The organism is Morganella sp. GD04133 (assembly GCF_029835375.1).
In the GTDB taxonomy this organism is placed as follows: Bacteria; Pseudomonadota; Gammaproteobacteria; order Enterobacterales; family Enterobacteriaceae; genus Morganella; species Morganella morganii_B.
This window is the reverse complement of record NZ_JAODZS010000029.1, coordinates 41,182-58,701: the sequence shown is the minus strand read 5'-3', so window position 1 is coordinate 58,701 and position 17,520 is coordinate 41,182. Positions and strand designations below refer to the sequence as shown.

Genomic DNA, 17,520 nt, shown 5'->3' with positions numbered 1-17,520 from the left:
CGATACCAGTCCGAGGGCATGCAGTACTGCGGTATCAATATTCCGTCGTTCAGTAACCGCAGTATACAGATTGTTTGCTGCGATAATGACAGGGGCCGGCGTTCCCGGAAGTATTTCAGAAAGGCAGACAGAAAGTATTTTGTTCTCTCCGTATTCGCCCAGGGTACGGACAAGCTGCTGCACACACCGGCGGCAGTCTTCCGTGAAGGGAACCCGTGAATCTGCCGCGTCTCCGGCAGAAAACGATGGATCGGTATGATGGTCTTTATAAGGGGTAAAGGCTTCAGCTCCCTCAAACCAGATCTCTTCCATTTCAACGTAATCGATGGCATCAAACCAGATATCCGGGTCTTCCGGGTTTGGATTATCCCGGTATACCGGGGTTATGTTAGCTGATGAGGCGGTGGTTAGTGTGTTTACAGGTGGCATATGCGTCCGTTTCTGATCTGTAACCGGCTGTTAAGACTCCCTTATTTATCATCATCAAAAAAAAATGTCTGTCGGTAAAAAACATGATACGTATTCAGTTTTTGCAATAAGCCCGCAGAAAACACAAAGGACACCAAATGGTGTCCCTCTTGTGCAGTCTTTGTGTGTCAGTGTCTGATATTGTCTGACTGATTATAATATTCACCGGATTCAATTTTATCGATACCGGCCTGAAGTATGTCAATCAACTGGCGGGCGACATCGGTCGTCAGCCACATGGTTTTATCCACTTCTGCATGTTCGGGAGACTGGGACTGATCCTGCAGATAATGCAGGCGCAGCATCATGGCGTCGTAACTATCGACGGTACTGATATCCCATCCGATAACCGGATGAGTCTGGATAACGGTTTTTTTATCGTTCATGGAACCTCCTAATCATACGGCAAGATGGCTGAGTATCTCTGACTAAGAGCTAACGTCCCGTTAACAACGGGTCATATCAGTATAAGGTCTTTTTGAAAAGTAAAAAGGGGGGGATCAGACTTTTATTATGCAAAAAACGGCAAAATAGTCTTCTCTGAACATCATAGTCGTGCAATAAGCCGTTTTTCGCCTTATTGCACCAAATGACTACGTATTTACACCTGATTTATTGTGTTTAACAACAGGTTTTAACATCCCAGCGGGCATCAGTGCCGGCCAGGAAAGGCACTAAAATATCCTCTGCGCCGTTAATGGTTTCCGGGATGATCACGTCCCGGCGGGTTAATTCGATAAAGCCGTCATTGACCGGCAGACCATAAAACGCCGGGCCGTTCAGTGAACAGAACGCCTCAAAGTGCGCCAGTGCGTTAAGCTCCTCAAATACCGTGGCATACGCGGCCAGTGCGGTCGGCGCATTGAACACCCCGGCGCAGCCGCAGGCGGACTCTTTGCGGTGACGGGCATGCGGGGCACTGTCCGTGCCGAGAAAGAACCGTTTACAGCCGCCGGCTACCGCCTGACGCAACGCTTCCTGATGCACATTGCGTTTCAGGATCGGCAGGCAGAACAGATGCGGACGCACACCGCCGACCAGCATATGGTTACGGTTAAACATCAGATGCTGTGGTGTCAGTGTGGCGGCGACATTATCATCCCCGTCCAGCACATACTGGGCGGCTTCTTTGGTGGTGATATGCTCGAACACCACTTTCAGTGCCGGGAAATCACGGCGCAGCGGGATCATCACATCATCAATAAAGCGGGCTTCGCGGTCGAAAATATCAATATCGGCATGTGTGACTTCACCGTGTACCAGCAGCGGCATACCGTTGCGTGACATCATCTCCAGCACCGGATAAATATTGCGGATATCTGACACGCCGTGTGCGGAGTTGGTGGTCGCATTCGCCGGATACAGTTTACAGGCCGTAAACACACCTTCGCGGAAACCGCGTTCAATCTCTGCCGGGTCGGCATTATCGGTCAGATAGCAGGTCATCAGCGGGGTGAAATCATGCCCCTGCGGAACGGCGGCCAGGATGCGTTCGCGGTACGCAATGGCGGCATCGGTGGTGGTGACCGGCGGAACCAGGTTCGGCATCACAATAGCGCGCCCGAAAAACGCACTGGTGAAAGGCACAACAGTACCGAGCATTGCCCCATCACGGAAATGGATATGCCAGTCGTCAGGGCGGCGGATTTTCAGGGAAGTAACAGGATGAGTCATTGAACCGGCTCCGAAATAAGTAAAGGATAACCTGATGGCGGGTGCCATAAGCCGGAAAAGAATGATAGAACGATTTGCCGGTAAATACCATGTTAATTTGCGTTTCTGTGTTACTTATTGCTTTGCACCTATATAGCATCTGATCTATATTATAAGGACATAACGTGTGGAAGATAGTGACAACAGATAATTTTGCAGCGTGGTTTGCCGGGCAGGATGACGGAGATCGCGCAGCAATACTGGCAGCGATGCTGGTATTGGAGAAGCGGGGGCCCGGCTTACCAAGGCCGTATGCAGATACCGTAAAAGGTTCCCGGTATACGAATATGAAAGAGTTACGTATACAGAGCAGGGGACAACCGATACGGGCATTTTTTGCATTCGACCCTGAGAGAAGAGGTGTTTTGCTGTGCGCGGGGTATAAAACCGGTAATGAAAAACGTTTTTATATGCAGATGATCCCGCAGGCTGACCGTGAGTATACAGAATGGCTGAACAGGCCGGAAAACAGGAGTTAACAATGGGAAAGTCACTCAGACAACTGCTGGCTGAGGAAAAGCCGGAAGTCGCAGCGGCTGCACGGGTTCAGGCGGAGGAGATCCTGCTGAATATCCATCTGGCGGAACTGCGGGAGAAAGTGAACAAAACACAGGTGGAAATGGCACAGGCGCTGGGGATCAAACAGCCGACGGTCGCCGGGATGGAAAAACCGGGGCGTGATGTCAAATTATCCACGCTGAGACGCTATGTGGATGCCATCGGCGGAAAACTGAATATTGATGTTGAGCTGCCGGACGGCACGCATTATATGTTCAGGGTCTGATACAGGATAGTACGGATAAAACAGAGAAATAAAAGGAGAGGTAAACGTTGGCTCCTCCAGCTGGACTCGAACCAGCGACATACGGATTAACAGTCCGCCGTTCTACCGACTGAACTATGGAGGAACATCTTCAACGCGGGGTGCATAGTAGTGCGGCGGGGCGTGTTTGTCAAAATGAAAAATGACTTTTTGAATCGTTCGCTTTGTTTGTGATCACTTTGCGGAAAATAGCAGCGAAAAAGTTTAATTTTTCCTGTAAATCAGTCAGTCAGAAAAAATAAAAACGGGCAAACAGAAATTGCCGTCTGGCAGAAACGAAAAAGCCCGCTCAGTGAGCGGGCTCTTAAATATGGCTCCTCCAGCTGGACTTGAACCAGCGACATACGGATTAACAGTCCGCCGTTCTACCGACTGAACTATGGAGGAAGCGTGTTCTCTGTGAGAACGGGATGCATAGTAATGTGGTCAGAACGGATTGTCAAAGCGAAAATCAGTGATTGTGATCTGTTTGCCGCACTTATGAGCACATCGGCGGAATAATCATCAAAATCACAGGGTTAACAGATATAATCCGGTTTTTTTATTCGCCGGACGATAAAAAGGGCAGTACGGAAGAATGAAACAGCGGAAATGAAAAAAGCCTGCTCAGTGAGCAGGCTTTTAAATTTGGCTCCTCCAGCTGGACTTGAACCAGCGACATACGGATTAACAGTCCGCCGTTCTACCGACTGAACTATGGAGGAATTGCGTTCTCGTGAGAACGGGGTGAATCATAGCTATCCTGCGGCAGCTTGTAAAGGGCAAAATGCAAAAAAATGACTGACTGGCGAAGGCTTGAGCAATTGCGGCTGAAACAGTATGGATTCTGCTGTTCTGTAAGTCGTGTCCGGTGCTGTCTGAATAGTTTAATGGCTTTCGTGCAGGAAGGGGCGGTTCCGGTTTCCGGCGGGCAGAAACGAAAAAGCCCGCTCAGTGAGCGGGCTCTTGAATCTGGCTCCTCCAGCTGGACTTGAACCAGCGACATACGGATTAACAGTCCGCCGTTCTACCGACTGAACTATGGAGGAAGCGAGTTCCCGTGGGAACGAGGCACATATTAACGGGGTGCCCCGGTTGTGTCAACGGGAAAAAGATAATTTTATCCTGTTTGCTCAGCAAGTAACCCGGATGAATAAAAAACAGGCATAAACAGTGGCTTAAGCCGCGCCTTTCATCCAGTGAGAGCGTGGTTTCTCCGGATGTGCTTCCGGATACGCCATCAGATGCAGATCATAAAATGACACGGTACCTTTTGTTTCTGTCATATGGCGGACATCCTGTTTCAGTGATTCACTGACCTGCGGGTGGTCAAGTAATACCGCCAGGGTTTCCGGAGGCACTGCTTCACTGACAAACCATTCGCCGTTATAGCACACCCGCAAATCCAGGACACCTATATCCGAAAAGCGGTAAACCGGTTTGACCTCAAACAGCAGAACCGCCGCCATTACCAGAAACAGGGCACTGAAACCGATCAGCCAGTAAAAACCGAAGTAGGGTGCGTAATAAATAAGAACACCCAGCACAAGATAGGACACCACCATCGCCAGACATAAATAAGGATAGGTGCGGATAAAATGACTGCTGAAGCGGGGTTTTCCGTCCCGTTTCTCACGCTGATTAATATTATCAAGGGCGCCGGTAATAAGTGTTCTGACGACATCCATATAAATGACCTCCGCAGGTCTGCTGACTGTTCTGATACATTATATTAACATGTCAGGCATACAACCGCGCAGAACAGTTACAGGGTTTGTGAGGGGGAACTGTTATGGTGCAGGGGTTATTAAGAATAGTCTTATTCGGCTTAAGGCAGGTGTGTTTATCCGTTCAATACGCTGAAATTGCAGGCAATCAGACAAACAAAAATGCATAAATATGAGCGCTTTCACTTTTTTTAAAATTCACGGTAATAAATCAGTTGCTATTCATCCCTACTCATGAGTTAATGTTTGCGGCCCTAAAAAGAGCAGCTTTATGTATGACAACTGAGTTTGAGCGTTTAAGTTGAGTGTTATCCAGGATAGCCTTTGACCGTTTCATATGCTGTGTGCCTCCATTTAGTTTTTGCTTCCGGCCAGTACCTGCCAAAATGGCAATGCATTTATTTATATATAGGAAAGTCACATGTCTGACAAAATGAAAGGTCAAGTTAAGTGGTTCAACGAATCTAAAGGCTTTGGTTTCATCACTCCAGCTGATGGCAGCAAAGATGTTTTCGTTCACTTCTCTGCCATTCAGGGCGCAGGTTTCAAAACCCTGGGCGAAGGCCAGCAAGTAGAATTCACCATCGAGAATGGTGCTAAAGGCCCGGCTGCAGCTAACGTAACTCCGCTGTAAGATATAGCCAAACCGAATTCCAAGCCTGCCGCGTAAGTGGCGGGCTTTTTTTATATCTGATATTTATGCTTATCACCTTATTGTGATCACCGGGAGCGGGTTTATGCAGATTAACGACACGGTTTATGTTAAAACGGATGCAGAAGAGCCCCGCGAAGGCCGGATATTACTGATCGAACCGTTTAGTGAAGGGGTGATGTACCTGGTGGCATTGCCGGAATATCCGGAGGGGATTTGGTTTTTTAATGAAAAAGAGGGCGGGGACGGGGTATTTATCACGCCGAAAAATGATTTCTGACTTTACATATTTTCGCGGACATCCTATACTCCGCGCATCTTTTCTGAACAGAGGACCCGGATTTGGACAGTCACAGTTATAACTCAATTAACTGATCCGGCACACCTTTCTCTTCTGAAACTGTCTGCCGGAATGATAATGGCGGGCAGCACCTCTCTGCGGTACTGCACTTTTTGATTGATACAGATGATCCACCGGTTCCCGGTCGTATCACTGCAACAGGTATGCAGTATGTTTATTGTTTCTCACGCACTCTTTCCTCCCGGTTACTGAGCAGAATTTTCAGTTATTTTTACGTTTTCTGCTGTTAACACCTGACGCCATGGCGTCTTTCGGGTGGAGGTTACTATGTTTGCAATTCCTTATTTACTCAATTTACTGGCGGCGCTGGCTCTTGGCGCACTGATCGGCGCTGAGCGTCAGTGGCGTCAGCGGATGGCCGGTCTGCGTACCAATGCGCTGGTAGCCGTTGGTGCCGCTGTATTTATATTAAGTTCAGTGACCACATCACCGGATAGCCCGGGGCGCATTGCCGCACAGGTGGTTTCCGGGATCGGTTTTCTCGGAGCCGGGGTGATTATGCGTGAAGGCATGAATATCCGCGGACTGAATACCGCTGCAACGTTATGGTGCTCAGCCGGTATTGGTGTGTTGTGCGGGCTGGGCGAATTCGGTCCGGCAGTGACGGCGGCACTGGTTATCTTATGTGCCAATATTTTGCTGCGGGAAGCGGCGCAGCGCATCAATGCCCGGCCGGTTATTCACGCCACGGATCTGGTGCAGGACTATAAAATCCGTGCCGTCTGCAATGAAAAAGATGAGATTCTGGTCAGAACGGTGATCCTCCAGGCGCTGAATGGTTCACATGTCAGGTTGCATTCACTCAGCAGTGCGGATACGTCCGGCGGAAAGCTGGAAGTGTGTGCGGAAGTCCGGGCCACACCGGCGGAGCAAAAGGAGATAGAAGGTATTGTCTGCCGGGTCAGTCTGGAAAGAAGTGTCAGTGCGGTCAACTGGATGATTGCGTCTGAACTGCCCGTCTGAGGATTTTCTGTACGCTGTTCAGCGAACAGCAGCATTATTTTAATAAAGTCTTAAGGTTTGTGCCGGTGGCTCATCCACCGGCTTTATTCTGGGTATCAACAGAATATTTATATTTAGTGATATTTTTTGATGGGAAAGATGAGATGTTTTTTACTCATTTTAAGAATAAAGCACCAAATTCTCAGTTTTCCGCGTGATGGAAAGTGCCTTTTCCGTGTCACACTACAACGAATTTTTTATGGTCGTAAAGCGGGCTCCCGGGGTGGAGAGCATGATTACTGTTATCAGTATCGGCCCGGATTTAAGAAAGTTTTCAGAAAAAGAGCAATTAAACGTGATGGCAGTCACAATCCGGCAACATTCCTGCTATCAGCCGGTGTCAGTATAAAAAGCGCGAAATCGCAAATTTTGATCTGCTTACCGGTCTTCAGCGCCGGGGAATAAAATGCACTGTTCTGCCGGGCAGGATAGCCTGAAATGATTACTCAAAATTCGTACTCAGCCACAGTACACTTCTAATTTGTAAAAAAAAAAGTATATAGTAACTATAAGTTACTATATTTGGGGGTATTACTTCACACATGACCGCCCGAAGCAATGCTACATTTAATTAACGACTGTGCTAATAGGAAAATACCGGGATTGTGATGGCATGATGTCATTTTGGTGACAGCAGGGTATCAATGCGTTTTTCAGAACAGTAACCAGCGTATCAGAGAGGTCGCTGAGTTTATAAAAGTACCCGCGGACGTATATACATAACCTTATCCGCTCCGTAAAGACAAATAAGTGAGCATATAAAAAGAAAGAGACATTATTTTTAATAAGCAATAAAGAGGAGCGAGAATAGAAAATCAGAAAAATAAATTAAATTCATTTAATCTTCAGTTGTTTTCCTGCTGAATAAATAACCTGCCTCAACATTAGATAATTTTATGTTTCCCTGTTCTGAATGGCTATTTTTTATTAAAAATAACTAAACATTGATCCGCAGGGGTATCATGTCATACCCGTCGTTACACTTTGTTATATCCTTATCATAAACCGTGCAAAAAAGGACTAAATCGCACGTTATATCACCATCACGGTGGAAAAAAAGTGTTTTATACCGCTATTTTTGCCATGTATTCTCATTCTGAATGGTGCAGGACGGAGTTTCCTAATAAAACACATTGATCCGGATCAATATATGTCCTCACATTATGTGATTGGTGCAATGGACTTGAGACACACACATTTTGAGTCATATTTACCTGAAGATTATTGGCATTTAGCTTATGGGAGTTATAAGTGCGGTGAGTATTTGGGATATGGTGAGACAAAATATAATTAATAGTAAAATTGTACTAATGCATGCGGGGATGTTTGTCTTTATCAGCCAAAAACAAACATCAGTGGCTTGAATAGTTAAATTTGTGGTGCATAATAAATAACGTCTATAAATGATATAAGATGATTCAGACATTAAATAAGCTGATGCTGATTTTAATCGTTACTTTTATTGTTTACAGGTATTCCTGATATGCATTTAATTTAAGTTTACTTTTGTGTGTTTCGCACGCATGCCGGATATTTATATGGATTGGCAGTAAACAATGGAATGAGCTTCTCCGGTATTTATAACATTACGTAAAACAGGATCTCCGGTATCACACAGCGCCGGAGATAGTTTCTGCTGTACTTTGATGCTGCTGATATTCGGAAAGGAAAAAAAATGAGCCAGACGACTGATTTTCTGAAGCATATTTATGATATTAACCTCTCATACCTGCTGTTAGCCCAAAAACTTATTGCTCAGGAAAAAGCTTCTGCCATGTTCCGCTTAGGCATTAACGATGCAATGGCAACTACGTTAGCAAATCTCACGCTCTCTCAATTGGTCAAATTAGCGGAAACCAACCAGCTAATCTGTCAGTTCAGATTTGAAAGCAGCGATACCATTGAAAAACTCACACGTGATTCCCGCGTGGATGAATTACAACAGGTTCATACCGGAATTTTACTGTCAACCCGCCTGCTGCAAACACACGGCGCGGCTGGCACTGACTCACACGCAAGAAAAAGATAAGTATCATGGCCGAAAAAAGTATCATCAAAGAGGCTCAGGATATCCGTCTCGCGATGGAATTAATCTCTCTGGGTGCTCGTCTTCAGATGTTGGAAAGTGAAACACAAATCAGCCGCGGACGCCTGATCCGTCTGTACAAAGAGCTGCGCGGATGCCCGCCCCCGAAAGGCATGCTGCCGTTTTCCACCGACTGGTTTATGACATGGGAGCAAAATATTCATGCCTCCATGTTTTATAACGCTTACGAGTTTCTGATGAACAGCGGACAGTGCTCCGGTGTTGATGTGATAGTAAAGGCGTACCGGCTCTACCTGGAGCAGTGTCCGCCGGTTCCCGGTGAAGAGCCGCTGCTGGCACTGACCCGTGCCTGGACGCTGGTGCGTTTTGTGGAGAGCGGTATGCTGCAGCGTTCTGTCTGCAGTTGCTGCAGCGGGTCATTTATCACCTACGCCCATATCCCCGAAAACAGCTTTACCTGCAGTTTGTGCCAGCCGCCGTCACGGGCAATAAAAAAACGTAAACTTTCCGCGCTTCCCGCCGATATTACGCTATATCGAGAGGATGGCATTGCCAAAGCGGTAATGTGACCGGATTGAGTTGGTAAACAGGCAAACCCGTTTTGCCTGTCTTTCCTTAAAATTCCCTTTGACAGCCATCCGATACCTAACTGAGTTAAAGGGAATAGTGTGTTAATACTCATCGGATACATCATTGTTACGGGCACGGTCATCGGCGGCTATCTGATGGTTGGCGGCCATATGGGCGCACTTTATCAACCCGCTGAATTTGTTATTATTTTAGGTGCCGGTTTTGGTGCATTTGTCGTCGGTAACAGCGGGAAATCCATTGTTGCCCTGGGTAAAGTGCTGCCGCGTCTGTTCCGGCGCTCCTCCTACAACAAAGCGATGTCAATGGATTTGATGGCGCTGTTGTTCCAGCTTCTTAATAAATCCCGCCAGCAGGGGCTGCTTGCCCTGGAAAAAGATATCGAAAATCCGCAGGAGAGCGATATTTTTTCCCAGTACCCGCGCATTCTTAAAGATCAGACCGCACTGATGTTCCTGGTGGATTATCTGCGTCTGATGATCACCAGTAACCTGCAAAGCCATGAAATCGAAGCCCTGATGGATGAAGAGCTGGAAACCTTCCGCCAGGAGAGCGAAGTGCCTGCTTCCGGCCTGAATATGGTCGGGGATTCCATGCCGGCATTCGGTATTGTTGCCGCCGTTCTCGGGGTGGTGAATGCGCTGGGTTCCGCTGACCGTCCGGCCGGTGAGCTGGGGGCGCTGATTGCCCATGCCATGGTCGGGACATTCCTCGGTATTCTCGTTGCATACGGCTTTATTCTGCCGCTGGCGTCACTGATCCGCCTGCGCAGCGGTGAACAGCTGAAAATGCTGGAATGCATCAAAGTCACTTTCCTTTCCTCTTTACAGGGTTATCCGCCGCAAATTGCGGTTGAATTCGGGCGTAAAGTCCTGTTCAGCGCCGATCGTCCGTCCTTTACCGAGCTGGAAGACAAAGTCCGTGAAGTAAAAGTCAGCCACCGTACCGAAGCACAGGACGGGGAGTAAACCGACAATGAAACCGGGCAATACGCATGTTATCCGCGTCAAAAAGCGGGGCGGTCACGGGCACGGCGGCGGACACGGCGGGTCATGGAAGATTGCTTACGCTGACTTTATGACCGCCATGATGGCGTTCTTCCTGGTGATGTGGCTGATTTCTATCTCCAGCCCGCAGGAGCTGACGCAGATCGCGGAATATTTCCGCACGCCGCTGAAAACCGCCATTAATCCGGGAACAAAAACCGGGGATGCCACCAACCCGATTCCGGGCGGTGGCAAAGATATCATTTATAAAGACGGTGATACCCTGCCGGACCCGGACAGCATGCAGGAGGAGCAGGGACAGGATGAAGCCGGTCGTTTTGAGAAACTGAAACAGGATCTGGAGCAGGCCATTCTCAAAGACCCGCGTCTGAATGAACTGAAACCGCATCTGCTGATTGATACCACCGATGACGGGCTGCGCATCCAGATTGTCGACAGTGCCAACCGCCCGATGTTTATGGTCGGCTCCACCCATGTTGAGCCGTATATGCGGGACATTCTGCGCGCTATCGCACCGATCCTCAATGACGTACCGAACCGTATCAGTATTTCCGGACACACTGATGACCTGCCGTATGCCAACGGCGGCAATTACAGCAACTGGGAGCTGTCTGCTGAACGCGCCAATGCCTCGCGCCGTGAACTGGTACGCGGTGGTATGGCCGAAGATAAAATTCTGCGGGTGGTCGGCATGGCATCCTCTATCCATCTGGATAAAAACGACGGGCTTGCGCCGGTGAACCGCCGCATAAGCATCATCGTTCTGAATGAGTCAGAGATGGAAAATATTCTTCATGAGTATGAGGGGGCTGTTCCCATTACCGATTTACAGCAGCTGAAGCAGCTACCGGCACCGCATACCGGGATACCGGCTCCGCCGGCGATCCCGCCGGAAAGGGTGCCGGAACCGGCGGTACCGGATCAGACACCGCCGCAGAACAGCGCTGCGGCGGCAGAGACAACACAATAAACAGGATGGACAGATACTGCCGGATTGCCGGCAGTATCTGTCAGCCGTAACACAAGAAAAAAATTGGATAACCGCGATGGATATAACCGAGTTTTATCAAACGTTCTTCGATGAAGCCGACGAGCTGCTCCGGGATATGGAACAGCACCTGCTGGAGCTTGATCCCCGGGATCCGGACAGTGAACAGCTCAATGCTATCTTCCGCAGCGCGCACTCCATTAAAGGTGGTGCGGCAACATTCGGATTCACGCTGTTGCAGAAAACCACACACACCCTGGAAAACCTGCTTGATAAAGCCCGCCATGATGAGCTGACGCTGACGCCGGATATCATTGATGTCTTCCTTGATACCAAAGATGTGATGGGCTCACAGCTGGATGCCTATAAGAGTGACACACTGCCGGATGAAGAAAGTTTTAACCGTATCTGTGAAGTGCTGGGGCATGTGGAGCAGAGTGTGGCGGATGCCGCTGTTGTCACGGAAACCACGGCACCGGAACCGGTCAGTGAAACTGCAGAAATTACTGCCGCGTCAGAAGAGAACAGCACAGCACCGGAAACCGGTTTTTCACATCATTTCACGTTTACACTCAGTAAGTTAAAGGAGAGCGAGGTCGCTCTGCTGGCTGATGAGTTGTCACTGTTCGGCACGGTATATAAAACCGAACAGGGCACCGATACACTGAAAGTCTGGCTGGGCACCAATACCGCAATTGATGATATCAGCGGCGTGCTCTGCTTTGTGGTGGATGAATCGCAGATTGCGTATGAGGAAACCCCGGCAGCAGAATTAAGCGCCATGCTGGCAGCAGACAGCACCCCGGCAGAGCCGGCAGCGGAAACGGTCAGTACGACGGTTTCCGCACCGGTACCGGCAGCCGCGCCGTCATCTGCCCCGGCAACCCGTAAAGCACCGGCAGCGGCGGTGAAAAACAAAGGTGACAGCGGCAGTATCCGTGTGGCGGTGGAGAAGGTGGATCAGCTGATCAACCTCGTTGGTGAACTGGTGATTATTCAGTCAATGCTGACCCAGCACAGTCAGCAGGTGGATCAGACCGAATATGCGGATCTGCTCAGTTCGATTGTCCAGCTGGAGCGTAACTCGCGGGCGTTGCAGGAATCTGTCATGTCTATCCGTATGATGCCGATGGATTATGTCTTCAGCCGCTTCCCGCGCATGGTGCGCGATATCGCCTCAAAACTGAATAAGAAAATCGAGCTGAAAGTGGAAGGCAGTTCGACAGAACTCGATAAGAGCCTGATCGAGCGGATTATCGACCCGCTGACCCACCTGGTGCGTAACAGTCTCGATCACGGTATTGAGAAACCGGACGTCCGTGCCGCAAACGGCAAACCGGAATCCGGAACACTGACGCTGGCGGCGGAACATCAGAGCGGCAATATCTGCATTGAAGTGCGGGATGACGGGGCCGGTCTGAACCGGGAACGGATCCTGGCCAAGGCACGCCAGCAGGGCATGGATGTGCACGACAACATGACCAACGATGAAATCGCGATGCTGATTATGGCGCCGGGTTTCTCCACCGCCGAAGTGATCACCGATGTGTCAGGACGTGGTGTGGGTATGGATGTGGTGAAACGTAACATTCAGGACATGGGCGGTCGTATTCAGATTGGTTTCACCGAAGGGCGCGGTACCGTGACCCGGATCCTGCTGCCGCTGACCCTGGCTATTCTCGACGGTATGTCCGTCAAAGTGGCGGATGATGTCTTTATTGTTCCGCTCAGTGCCATTATCAGCACACTTCAGCCGCGCCAGGAAGACATTTACCGCCTTGCCGGTGAGGAAAAAATGCTGCTGGTGCGGGGAGAATATCTGCCGCTGGTGGAAATGCATCAGGTCTTCGGCATTGAAGAGGCGGAGCGTGATCTGGCGAAAAGTATCGCCCTGATTGTACAGAACGCCGGTAACCGTTACGCCCTGCTGGTGGACAGACTGATCGGACAGCAGCAGGTGGTGGTGAAAAATGTGGAAAGTAATTACCGCAAAATCCCGGGGATCTCTGCCGCCACCATTATGGGCGATGGTTCTGTTGCACTGATTATTGATGTGGCGGAATTACAGCGGATGAACAACGAAATTTTGTGCCAAAAGAAACTGAACACGTCACACGTTGTGATGCAATAAACAAAGGTAAATAACCATGTCGATGATGGATGAAGATTTAAACAAACTCGATGAAGAGAAAAACGGCGAAGGGTATCTGATTTTTACCCTGGGCGAAGAAGAGTACGGCATTGAGATCCTGAAAGTACAGGAAATCCGTGGTTATGAGCAGGTCACCCGTATCGCGAATACTCCGGATTTTATCAAGGGTGTCACCAACTTACGCGGCGTGATTATCCCGATTATTGATCTGCGCGTGAAGTTCTCCCATCAGAACGTTACATACAACGACAACACCGTGGTGATTGTGGTCAATCTGAAAGATCGCGTGGTGGGAATTGTGGTGGACGGCGTGTCTGACGTACTGGTACTCAAAGATGAGCAGATTGCCCCGGCGCCGGATTTCGCAGTCACGTTATCGACCCGTTACCTGACCGGCCTGGGCACTATCGGTGACCGGATGCTGATTCTGGTGGATATCGAAAAGCTGCTTTCCAGCGAGGAAATGGCACTCATCGACAGCATGGCTGAATGATAATTCAGCCAAATGGTTTTGGTTAATCCATCACTAAAGTTTTTTGTCGTGTGACCGATATCAAAAATACAATAACACTATGCCAGTAGAAAATTATGTATAGCAGAATTAAAATTGTATCAGGGCTTTTATCCGTTATTCTTATATTTGTACTGTTACAGCTGGCATCCAGCGGGCTGATGTTCAGCAAACTGGGTGAAAACCGCGACAGTATTCACTTTCTGGACTCACTTCAGAGCCAGCGGCAGGTGCTTACCCAAAGCTGGGTTAACCTGATCCAGGCCCGTGCCAATCTGAACCGGGCGGCAAACGGCTTTTTGCTCAGAGAACACACCTTTAAAGACGATGCCACCCCGGATGAGCTGATCAAACAGGCCACCCGTCAGTTAGCGGATGCAGATGCCGCGTATGCCCGCTATATGAAAATGATGGAGGGCACCAGTTACGACAAGGCGAAGTTTGAAAAGCTGCTCTCCACCTATGAAACCTACCGTAATGCACTGACCAGGCTGATGTCCTATGTCCGGGAAGATCAGCTGGAACAGTTCTACACCTATGCCACATCCGGCTATCAGATGAAGTTCGAAGAGCAGTTTAATTCATATTTCGACAGCATTTCGGTGGCGTTCCGCGGGGAAGTGCAGAATGCGGAAGATAACTTCAGTGAATCCCTGTATATGCTGATTATTCTGGCTGTTATCCTCGCGCTGATCAGTCTTATCAGTTACCGCTATGTACAGCGCGGCATTATTCATCCTCTCAATGGCTTGATTGACCGTATCAGAATCTTTGCTGCCGGTGACCTGACCCCGACAGTGACAGTGAACGGTAATAATGAAATCGCTGATCTGGGCCGGGGTGTGCAGCACATGCAGCAGGAGCTGATTAATACGGTGCGCGGTGTGCGTGACGGCAGCGAAAACATCTATCAGGGTACCAGTGAAATCGCCGCCGGTAACAATGATCTGTCTGCCCGTACCCAGGAGCAGGTTGCCTGCCTGGAAGAAACCGCTGCCAGCATGGAAGAGCTGACCGCAACGGTGAAACAGAACACCGAATATGCCCATCAGGCCAGTGAATTCGCCGGTCAGGCGTCCGAGATTGCCCGTGAAGGCGGCAAAGTGGTCTCCAATGTGGTGAATACCATGCTGAATATCGCTGACAGTTCACAGAAAATTTCTGATATCACTGCCGTTATCGACAGCATTGCGTTCCAGACCAACATTCTGGCTCTGAATGCGGCGGTTGAGGCTGCCCGTGCCGGTGAACACGGCCGTGGTTTCGCCGTGGTGGCGGATGAAGTCCGTAACCTGGCACAGCGCAGCGCCGATGCGGCAAAAGAGATCAAAATCCTCATCGAAGACTCGGTATCCCGTACCGGAACCGGTGCCCGTCAGGCAGAAGATGCCGGTGAAACCATGACCAAAATCGTGGAATCCGTTACCCGCGTTACCGACATTATGGCTCATATTGCCACCGCATCCGATGAGCAGAGCAAAGGTATTTCACAGGTCAGTATTGCAGTTGCTGAAATGGACAAGGTGACGCAGCAGAACGCTTCACTGGTTGAGCAGTCTGCGGTGGCGGCAAATGTGCTGGAAGAACAGGTGGCAAAACTGTCACAACTGATAGCTATTTTCCGCTTACCGGCCCTGAAACACAAGGACGATAAACACACTGAACCGGCGGCAAGAACGATTTCCAATGTCGTGAAAACCCCGGATCTCAGCAAAATATCATCGAAGAATCATCAAGATGATGACAATTGGGAAACTTTTTAACGACGCGTCTTCGCCTTGCGCTGTCAGGGAAACCTGACAGCGCTTTTGTGCATCACAGCGATAACAATAACCGAAGCAGGTGAGCCCGGCCGGACGCAGTGGGGATAGCATATGTTTGGTAAGAGAATACGGATTTCTGTCAGTTTATATCTGTTGCTTATTTTCTTTTGCGGCATGCAGATAGTGTCCAGCGGATTATCGCTGGGGATTGTTTCATCTGAATTATCGTCACTGGAACGGGTCGAACTCGGCTCAAAAAAACGGGCATTGCTGGTGTCTTCCTATGAAGATCTGATGCAGGCCCGTAACCTGCTTACCCAGGTTGTTGTTCATATTAAAGTCGGTTCTGAAGAGAGCGATATCCGCCAGGTTAAAGCGGCATTTGATTTGCTGCTGGAGAAAGCGGCGGAAGATTACAGCAATTTCAAATCTCAGCCGGTCCTCAGTGACAAAGAGGATTTTGCCGGTATTGAGGAGCAGTACCAGTCTTACCTTGGTGTGATCAAAGAACTGCGCGGTTACATTGATCACGCCAATATCCCGGCGTATGTGGAACACCCGACCCAAATGTATCAGGACAGAATGGGCGCGGTGGTGAATGACTATCTGGCCCTGCTGGATGAAGAGAGCCGCAGTGCGATTGAGTCCGGCACCTTCTATAACCGGCTGGCGTGGATCATGTTCTTCGCGGTGACCGCCACCATTCTGCTGATTTCCGGCCTCGCACATTTCTGGATGCGTCACAAAGTGATCAATCCGCTCATCAGCATGAGTGAGCATTTTATGCAGGTGGCACAGGGCAAACTGAACCAGAAGATAGAAGTGACCACCCGCGACGAAATCGGCGTGGTATTCGGCCAGCTTAAGCTGATGCAGGAATCACTGGCAGAATCTGTCTCAAACGTTCGCCTGAATACAGACCAGATGTATACCGGAATTCGCGAGATTGCCCTGGGTAATAATAATTTATCATCGCGGACAGAACAGCAGGCTGCATCACTGGAAGAAACCGCCGCCAGCATGGAAGAGCTGACCGCAACGGTGAAACAGAACGCTGATAACGCCCGTCAGGCCAGTGAGCTGGCAGTGACGGCCTCGAAAACCGCGAGCCGCGGTGGTCAGATCACCGACAGCGTGATCGAAACCATGACCTCGATTGCCAACAGTTCGCAGAAGATCAGCGCCATTATCAGTGTTATCGACGGTATTGCCTTCCAGACTAACATTCTGGCACTGAATGCCGCCGTGGAAGCCGCCCGTGCCGGTGAGCAGGGACGCGGATTCTCAGTGGTCGCCGGTGAGGTGCGTGCGCTGGCACAGCGCAGTGCGGAAGCCGCGAAAGAGATTAAGTCCCTGATTGATGAGTCGGTTGACCGCGTCGGTCAGGGAACGCAACTGGTGGACAGCGCCGGTAAAACAATGGAAGAACTGGTCACCGCCGTGAACCAGGTGACGGAACTGATGAGTGAAATCGCGTCTGCCTCCAACGAGCAGAGCCGTGGTATCGAGCAGGTGGCAACCGCCGTCAGCCAGATGGATCTGGTGACCCAGCAGAACGCCGCACTGGTTGAGCAGTCAACGGGTGCAACAGCCGCACTGGAAGATCAGGCGAATAACCTCGTCGATACGGTCGCTTTCTTTGAGCTGCCGGATAACAGGGGCACTCAGTCCGGCTTTGCCGGCTGACAGTCCCGATCATCGCCTGCCGCCGGCCCGTATCGCAGAGCCGGTGGCGGGGG

The 17,520-nt window shown here is 49.8% G+C and carries 16 protein-coding genes, 4 tRNA genes and 1 pseudogene; 13 read left to right on the top strand and 8 right to left on the bottom strand.

Features of this window, described 5'->3' with window-relative positions; translation table 11 throughout:
* The 3 genes and pseudogenes from N7387_RS15055 to pyrC all read right to left on the bottom strand — a co-directional run.
* A pseudogene (locus tag N7387_RS15055) lies at positions 1-429 on the bottom strand (hypothetical protein); the annotation flags it as partial.
* A gap of 167 nt (positions 430-596) precedes the next feature.
* Positions 597-854: a biofilm formation regulator BssS gene (gene bssS / locus N7387_RS15050; RefSeq protein ID WP_004236879.1), complete on the bottom strand. Its 258-nt coding sequence runs from the start codon at positions 852-854 to the stop codon at positions 597-599.
* Positions 855-1,089: 235 nt separating this feature from the next.
* The gene (gene pyrC, locus N7387_RS15045; protein WP_279800016.1) at positions 1,090-2,142 is read right to left on the bottom strand and encodes a dihydroorotase; all 1,053 of its coding nucleotides are present in this window, start codon (positions 2,140-2,142) and stop codon (positions 1,090-1,092) included.
* 164 nt (positions 2,143-2,306) lie between these two features.
* Here pyrC and N7387_RS15040 point away from each other — a divergent pair, with 164 nt between their 5' ends.
* On the top strand, positions 2,307-2,660 hold the full coding sequence (locus N7387_RS15040; RefSeq protein ID WP_186724241.1) for a type II toxin-antitoxin system RelE/ParE family toxin: 354 nt from the start codon (positions 2,307-2,309) through the stop codon (positions 2,658-2,660).
* Between the two features lie 2 nt (positions 2,661-2,662).
* Positions 2,663-2,965, top strand: coding sequence for a helix-turn-helix domain-containing protein (locus N7387_RS15035; RefSeq protein ID WP_262858767.1), 303 nt, complete (start codon positions 2,663-2,665; stop codon positions 2,963-2,965).
* Between the two features lie 48 nt (positions 2,966-3,013).
* On the opposite strand, the gene N7387_RS15030 is transcribed toward N7387_RS15035, so the two are convergent.
* The 5 genes from N7387_RS15030 to N7387_RS15010 form a co-directional block, all read right to left on the bottom strand.
* A tRNA-Asn gene (locus tag N7387_RS15030) sits at positions 3,014-3,089 on the bottom strand.
* 226 nt (positions 3,090-3,315) lie between these two features.
* Positions 3,316-3,391: transfer RNA gene (locus N7387_RS15025), tRNA-Asn, on the bottom strand.
* 241 nt (positions 3,392-3,632) lie between these two features.
* Positions 3,633-3,708 (bottom strand) — tRNA-Asn (locus tag N7387_RS15020).
* 248 nt (positions 3,709-3,956) lie between these two features.
* Positions 3,957-4,032: transfer RNA gene (locus tag N7387_RS15015), tRNA-Asn, on the bottom strand.
* A 129-nt stretch (positions 4,033-4,161) separates the two neighbouring features.
* Positions 4,162-4,671, bottom strand: coding sequence for a YlaC family protein (locus tag N7387_RS15010; protein ID WP_279800011.1), 510 nt, complete (start codon positions 4,669-4,671; stop codon positions 4,162-4,164).
* Positions 4,672-5,131: 460 nt separating this feature from the next.
* On the opposite strand from N7387_RS15010, the gene cspE reads away from it, so the two are divergent.
* From cspE to N7387_RS14955, 11 genes are all read left to right on the top strand, one after another.
* Positions 5,132-5,344: a transcription antiterminator/RNA stability regulator CspE gene (cspE, locus tag N7387_RS15005; protein ID WP_004240014.1), complete on the top strand. Its 213-nt coding sequence runs from the start codon at positions 5,132-5,134 to the stop codon at positions 5,342-5,344.
* A 103-nt stretch (positions 5,345-5,447) separates the two neighbouring features.
* A complete protein-coding gene (gene dsrB, locus N7387_RS15000) occupies positions 5,448-5,642 on the top strand; it encodes a protein DsrB (protein ID WP_025152166.1) in 195 nt (64 codons plus the stop codon).
* 348 nt (positions 5,643-5,990) lie between these two features.
* Positions 5,991-6,686, top strand: a complete 696-nt coding sequence (locus N7387_RS14995) for an MgtC family protein (RefSeq protein ID WP_025152167.1) — start codon at positions 5,991-5,993, stop codon at positions 6,684-6,686.
* A 1,714-nt stretch (positions 6,687-8,400) separates the two neighbouring features.
* Positions 8,401-8,754: a flagellar transcriptional regulator FlhD gene (gene flhD / locus N7387_RS14990; RefSeq protein ID WP_025152168.1), complete on the top strand. Its 354-nt coding sequence runs from the start codon at positions 8,401-8,403 to the stop codon at positions 8,752-8,754.
* Positions 8,755-8,759: 5 nt separating this feature from the next.
* Positions 8,760-9,341, top strand: coding sequence for a flagellar transcriptional regulator FlhC (gene flhC, locus N7387_RS14985; protein ID WP_025152169.1), 582 nt, complete (start codon positions 8,760-8,762; stop codon positions 9,339-9,341).
* A 99-nt stretch (positions 9,342-9,440) separates the two neighbouring features.
* Positions 9,441-10,328 carry a flagellar motor stator protein MotA gene (motA, locus tag N7387_RS14980; protein ID WP_107679415.1) on the top strand — a complete coding sequence of 296 codons (888 nt, stop codon included), beginning with the start codon at positions 9,441-9,443 and terminating at the stop codon, positions 10,326-10,328.
* 7 nt (positions 10,329-10,335) lie between these two features.
* Complete coding sequence (motB, locus tag N7387_RS14975; protein ID WP_279800004.1) at positions 10,336-11,337, top strand: flagellar motor protein MotB; 1,002 nt, start codon at positions 10,336-10,338, stop codon at positions 11,335-11,337.
* Positions 11,338-11,413: 76 nt separating this feature from the next.
* The gene (cheA, locus tag N7387_RS14970) at positions 11,414-13,486 is read left to right on the top strand and encodes a chemotaxis protein CheA (RefSeq protein ID WP_279800002.1); all 2,073 of its coding nucleotides are present in this window, start codon (positions 11,414-11,416) and stop codon (positions 13,484-13,486) included.
* 16 nt (positions 13,487-13,502) lie between these two features.
* Positions 13,503-14,000, top strand: a complete 498-nt coding sequence (gene cheW, locus N7387_RS14965) for a chemotaxis protein CheW (RefSeq protein ID WP_025152172.1) — start codon at positions 13,503-13,505, stop codon at positions 13,998-14,000.
* A gap of 95 nt (positions 14,001-14,095) precedes the next feature.
* Complete coding sequence (locus N7387_RS14960) at positions 14,096-15,781, top strand: methyl-accepting chemotaxis protein (RefSeq protein WP_279799999.1); 1,686 nt, start codon at positions 14,096-14,098, stop codon at positions 15,779-15,781.
* 111 nt (positions 15,782-15,892) lie between these two features.
* Positions 15,893-17,467: a methyl-accepting chemotaxis protein gene (locus N7387_RS14955; RefSeq protein ID WP_262858761.1), complete on the top strand. Its 1,575-nt coding sequence runs from the start codon at positions 15,893-15,895 to the stop codon at positions 17,465-17,467.
* Positions 17,468-17,520: the final 53 nt, after the last annotated feature.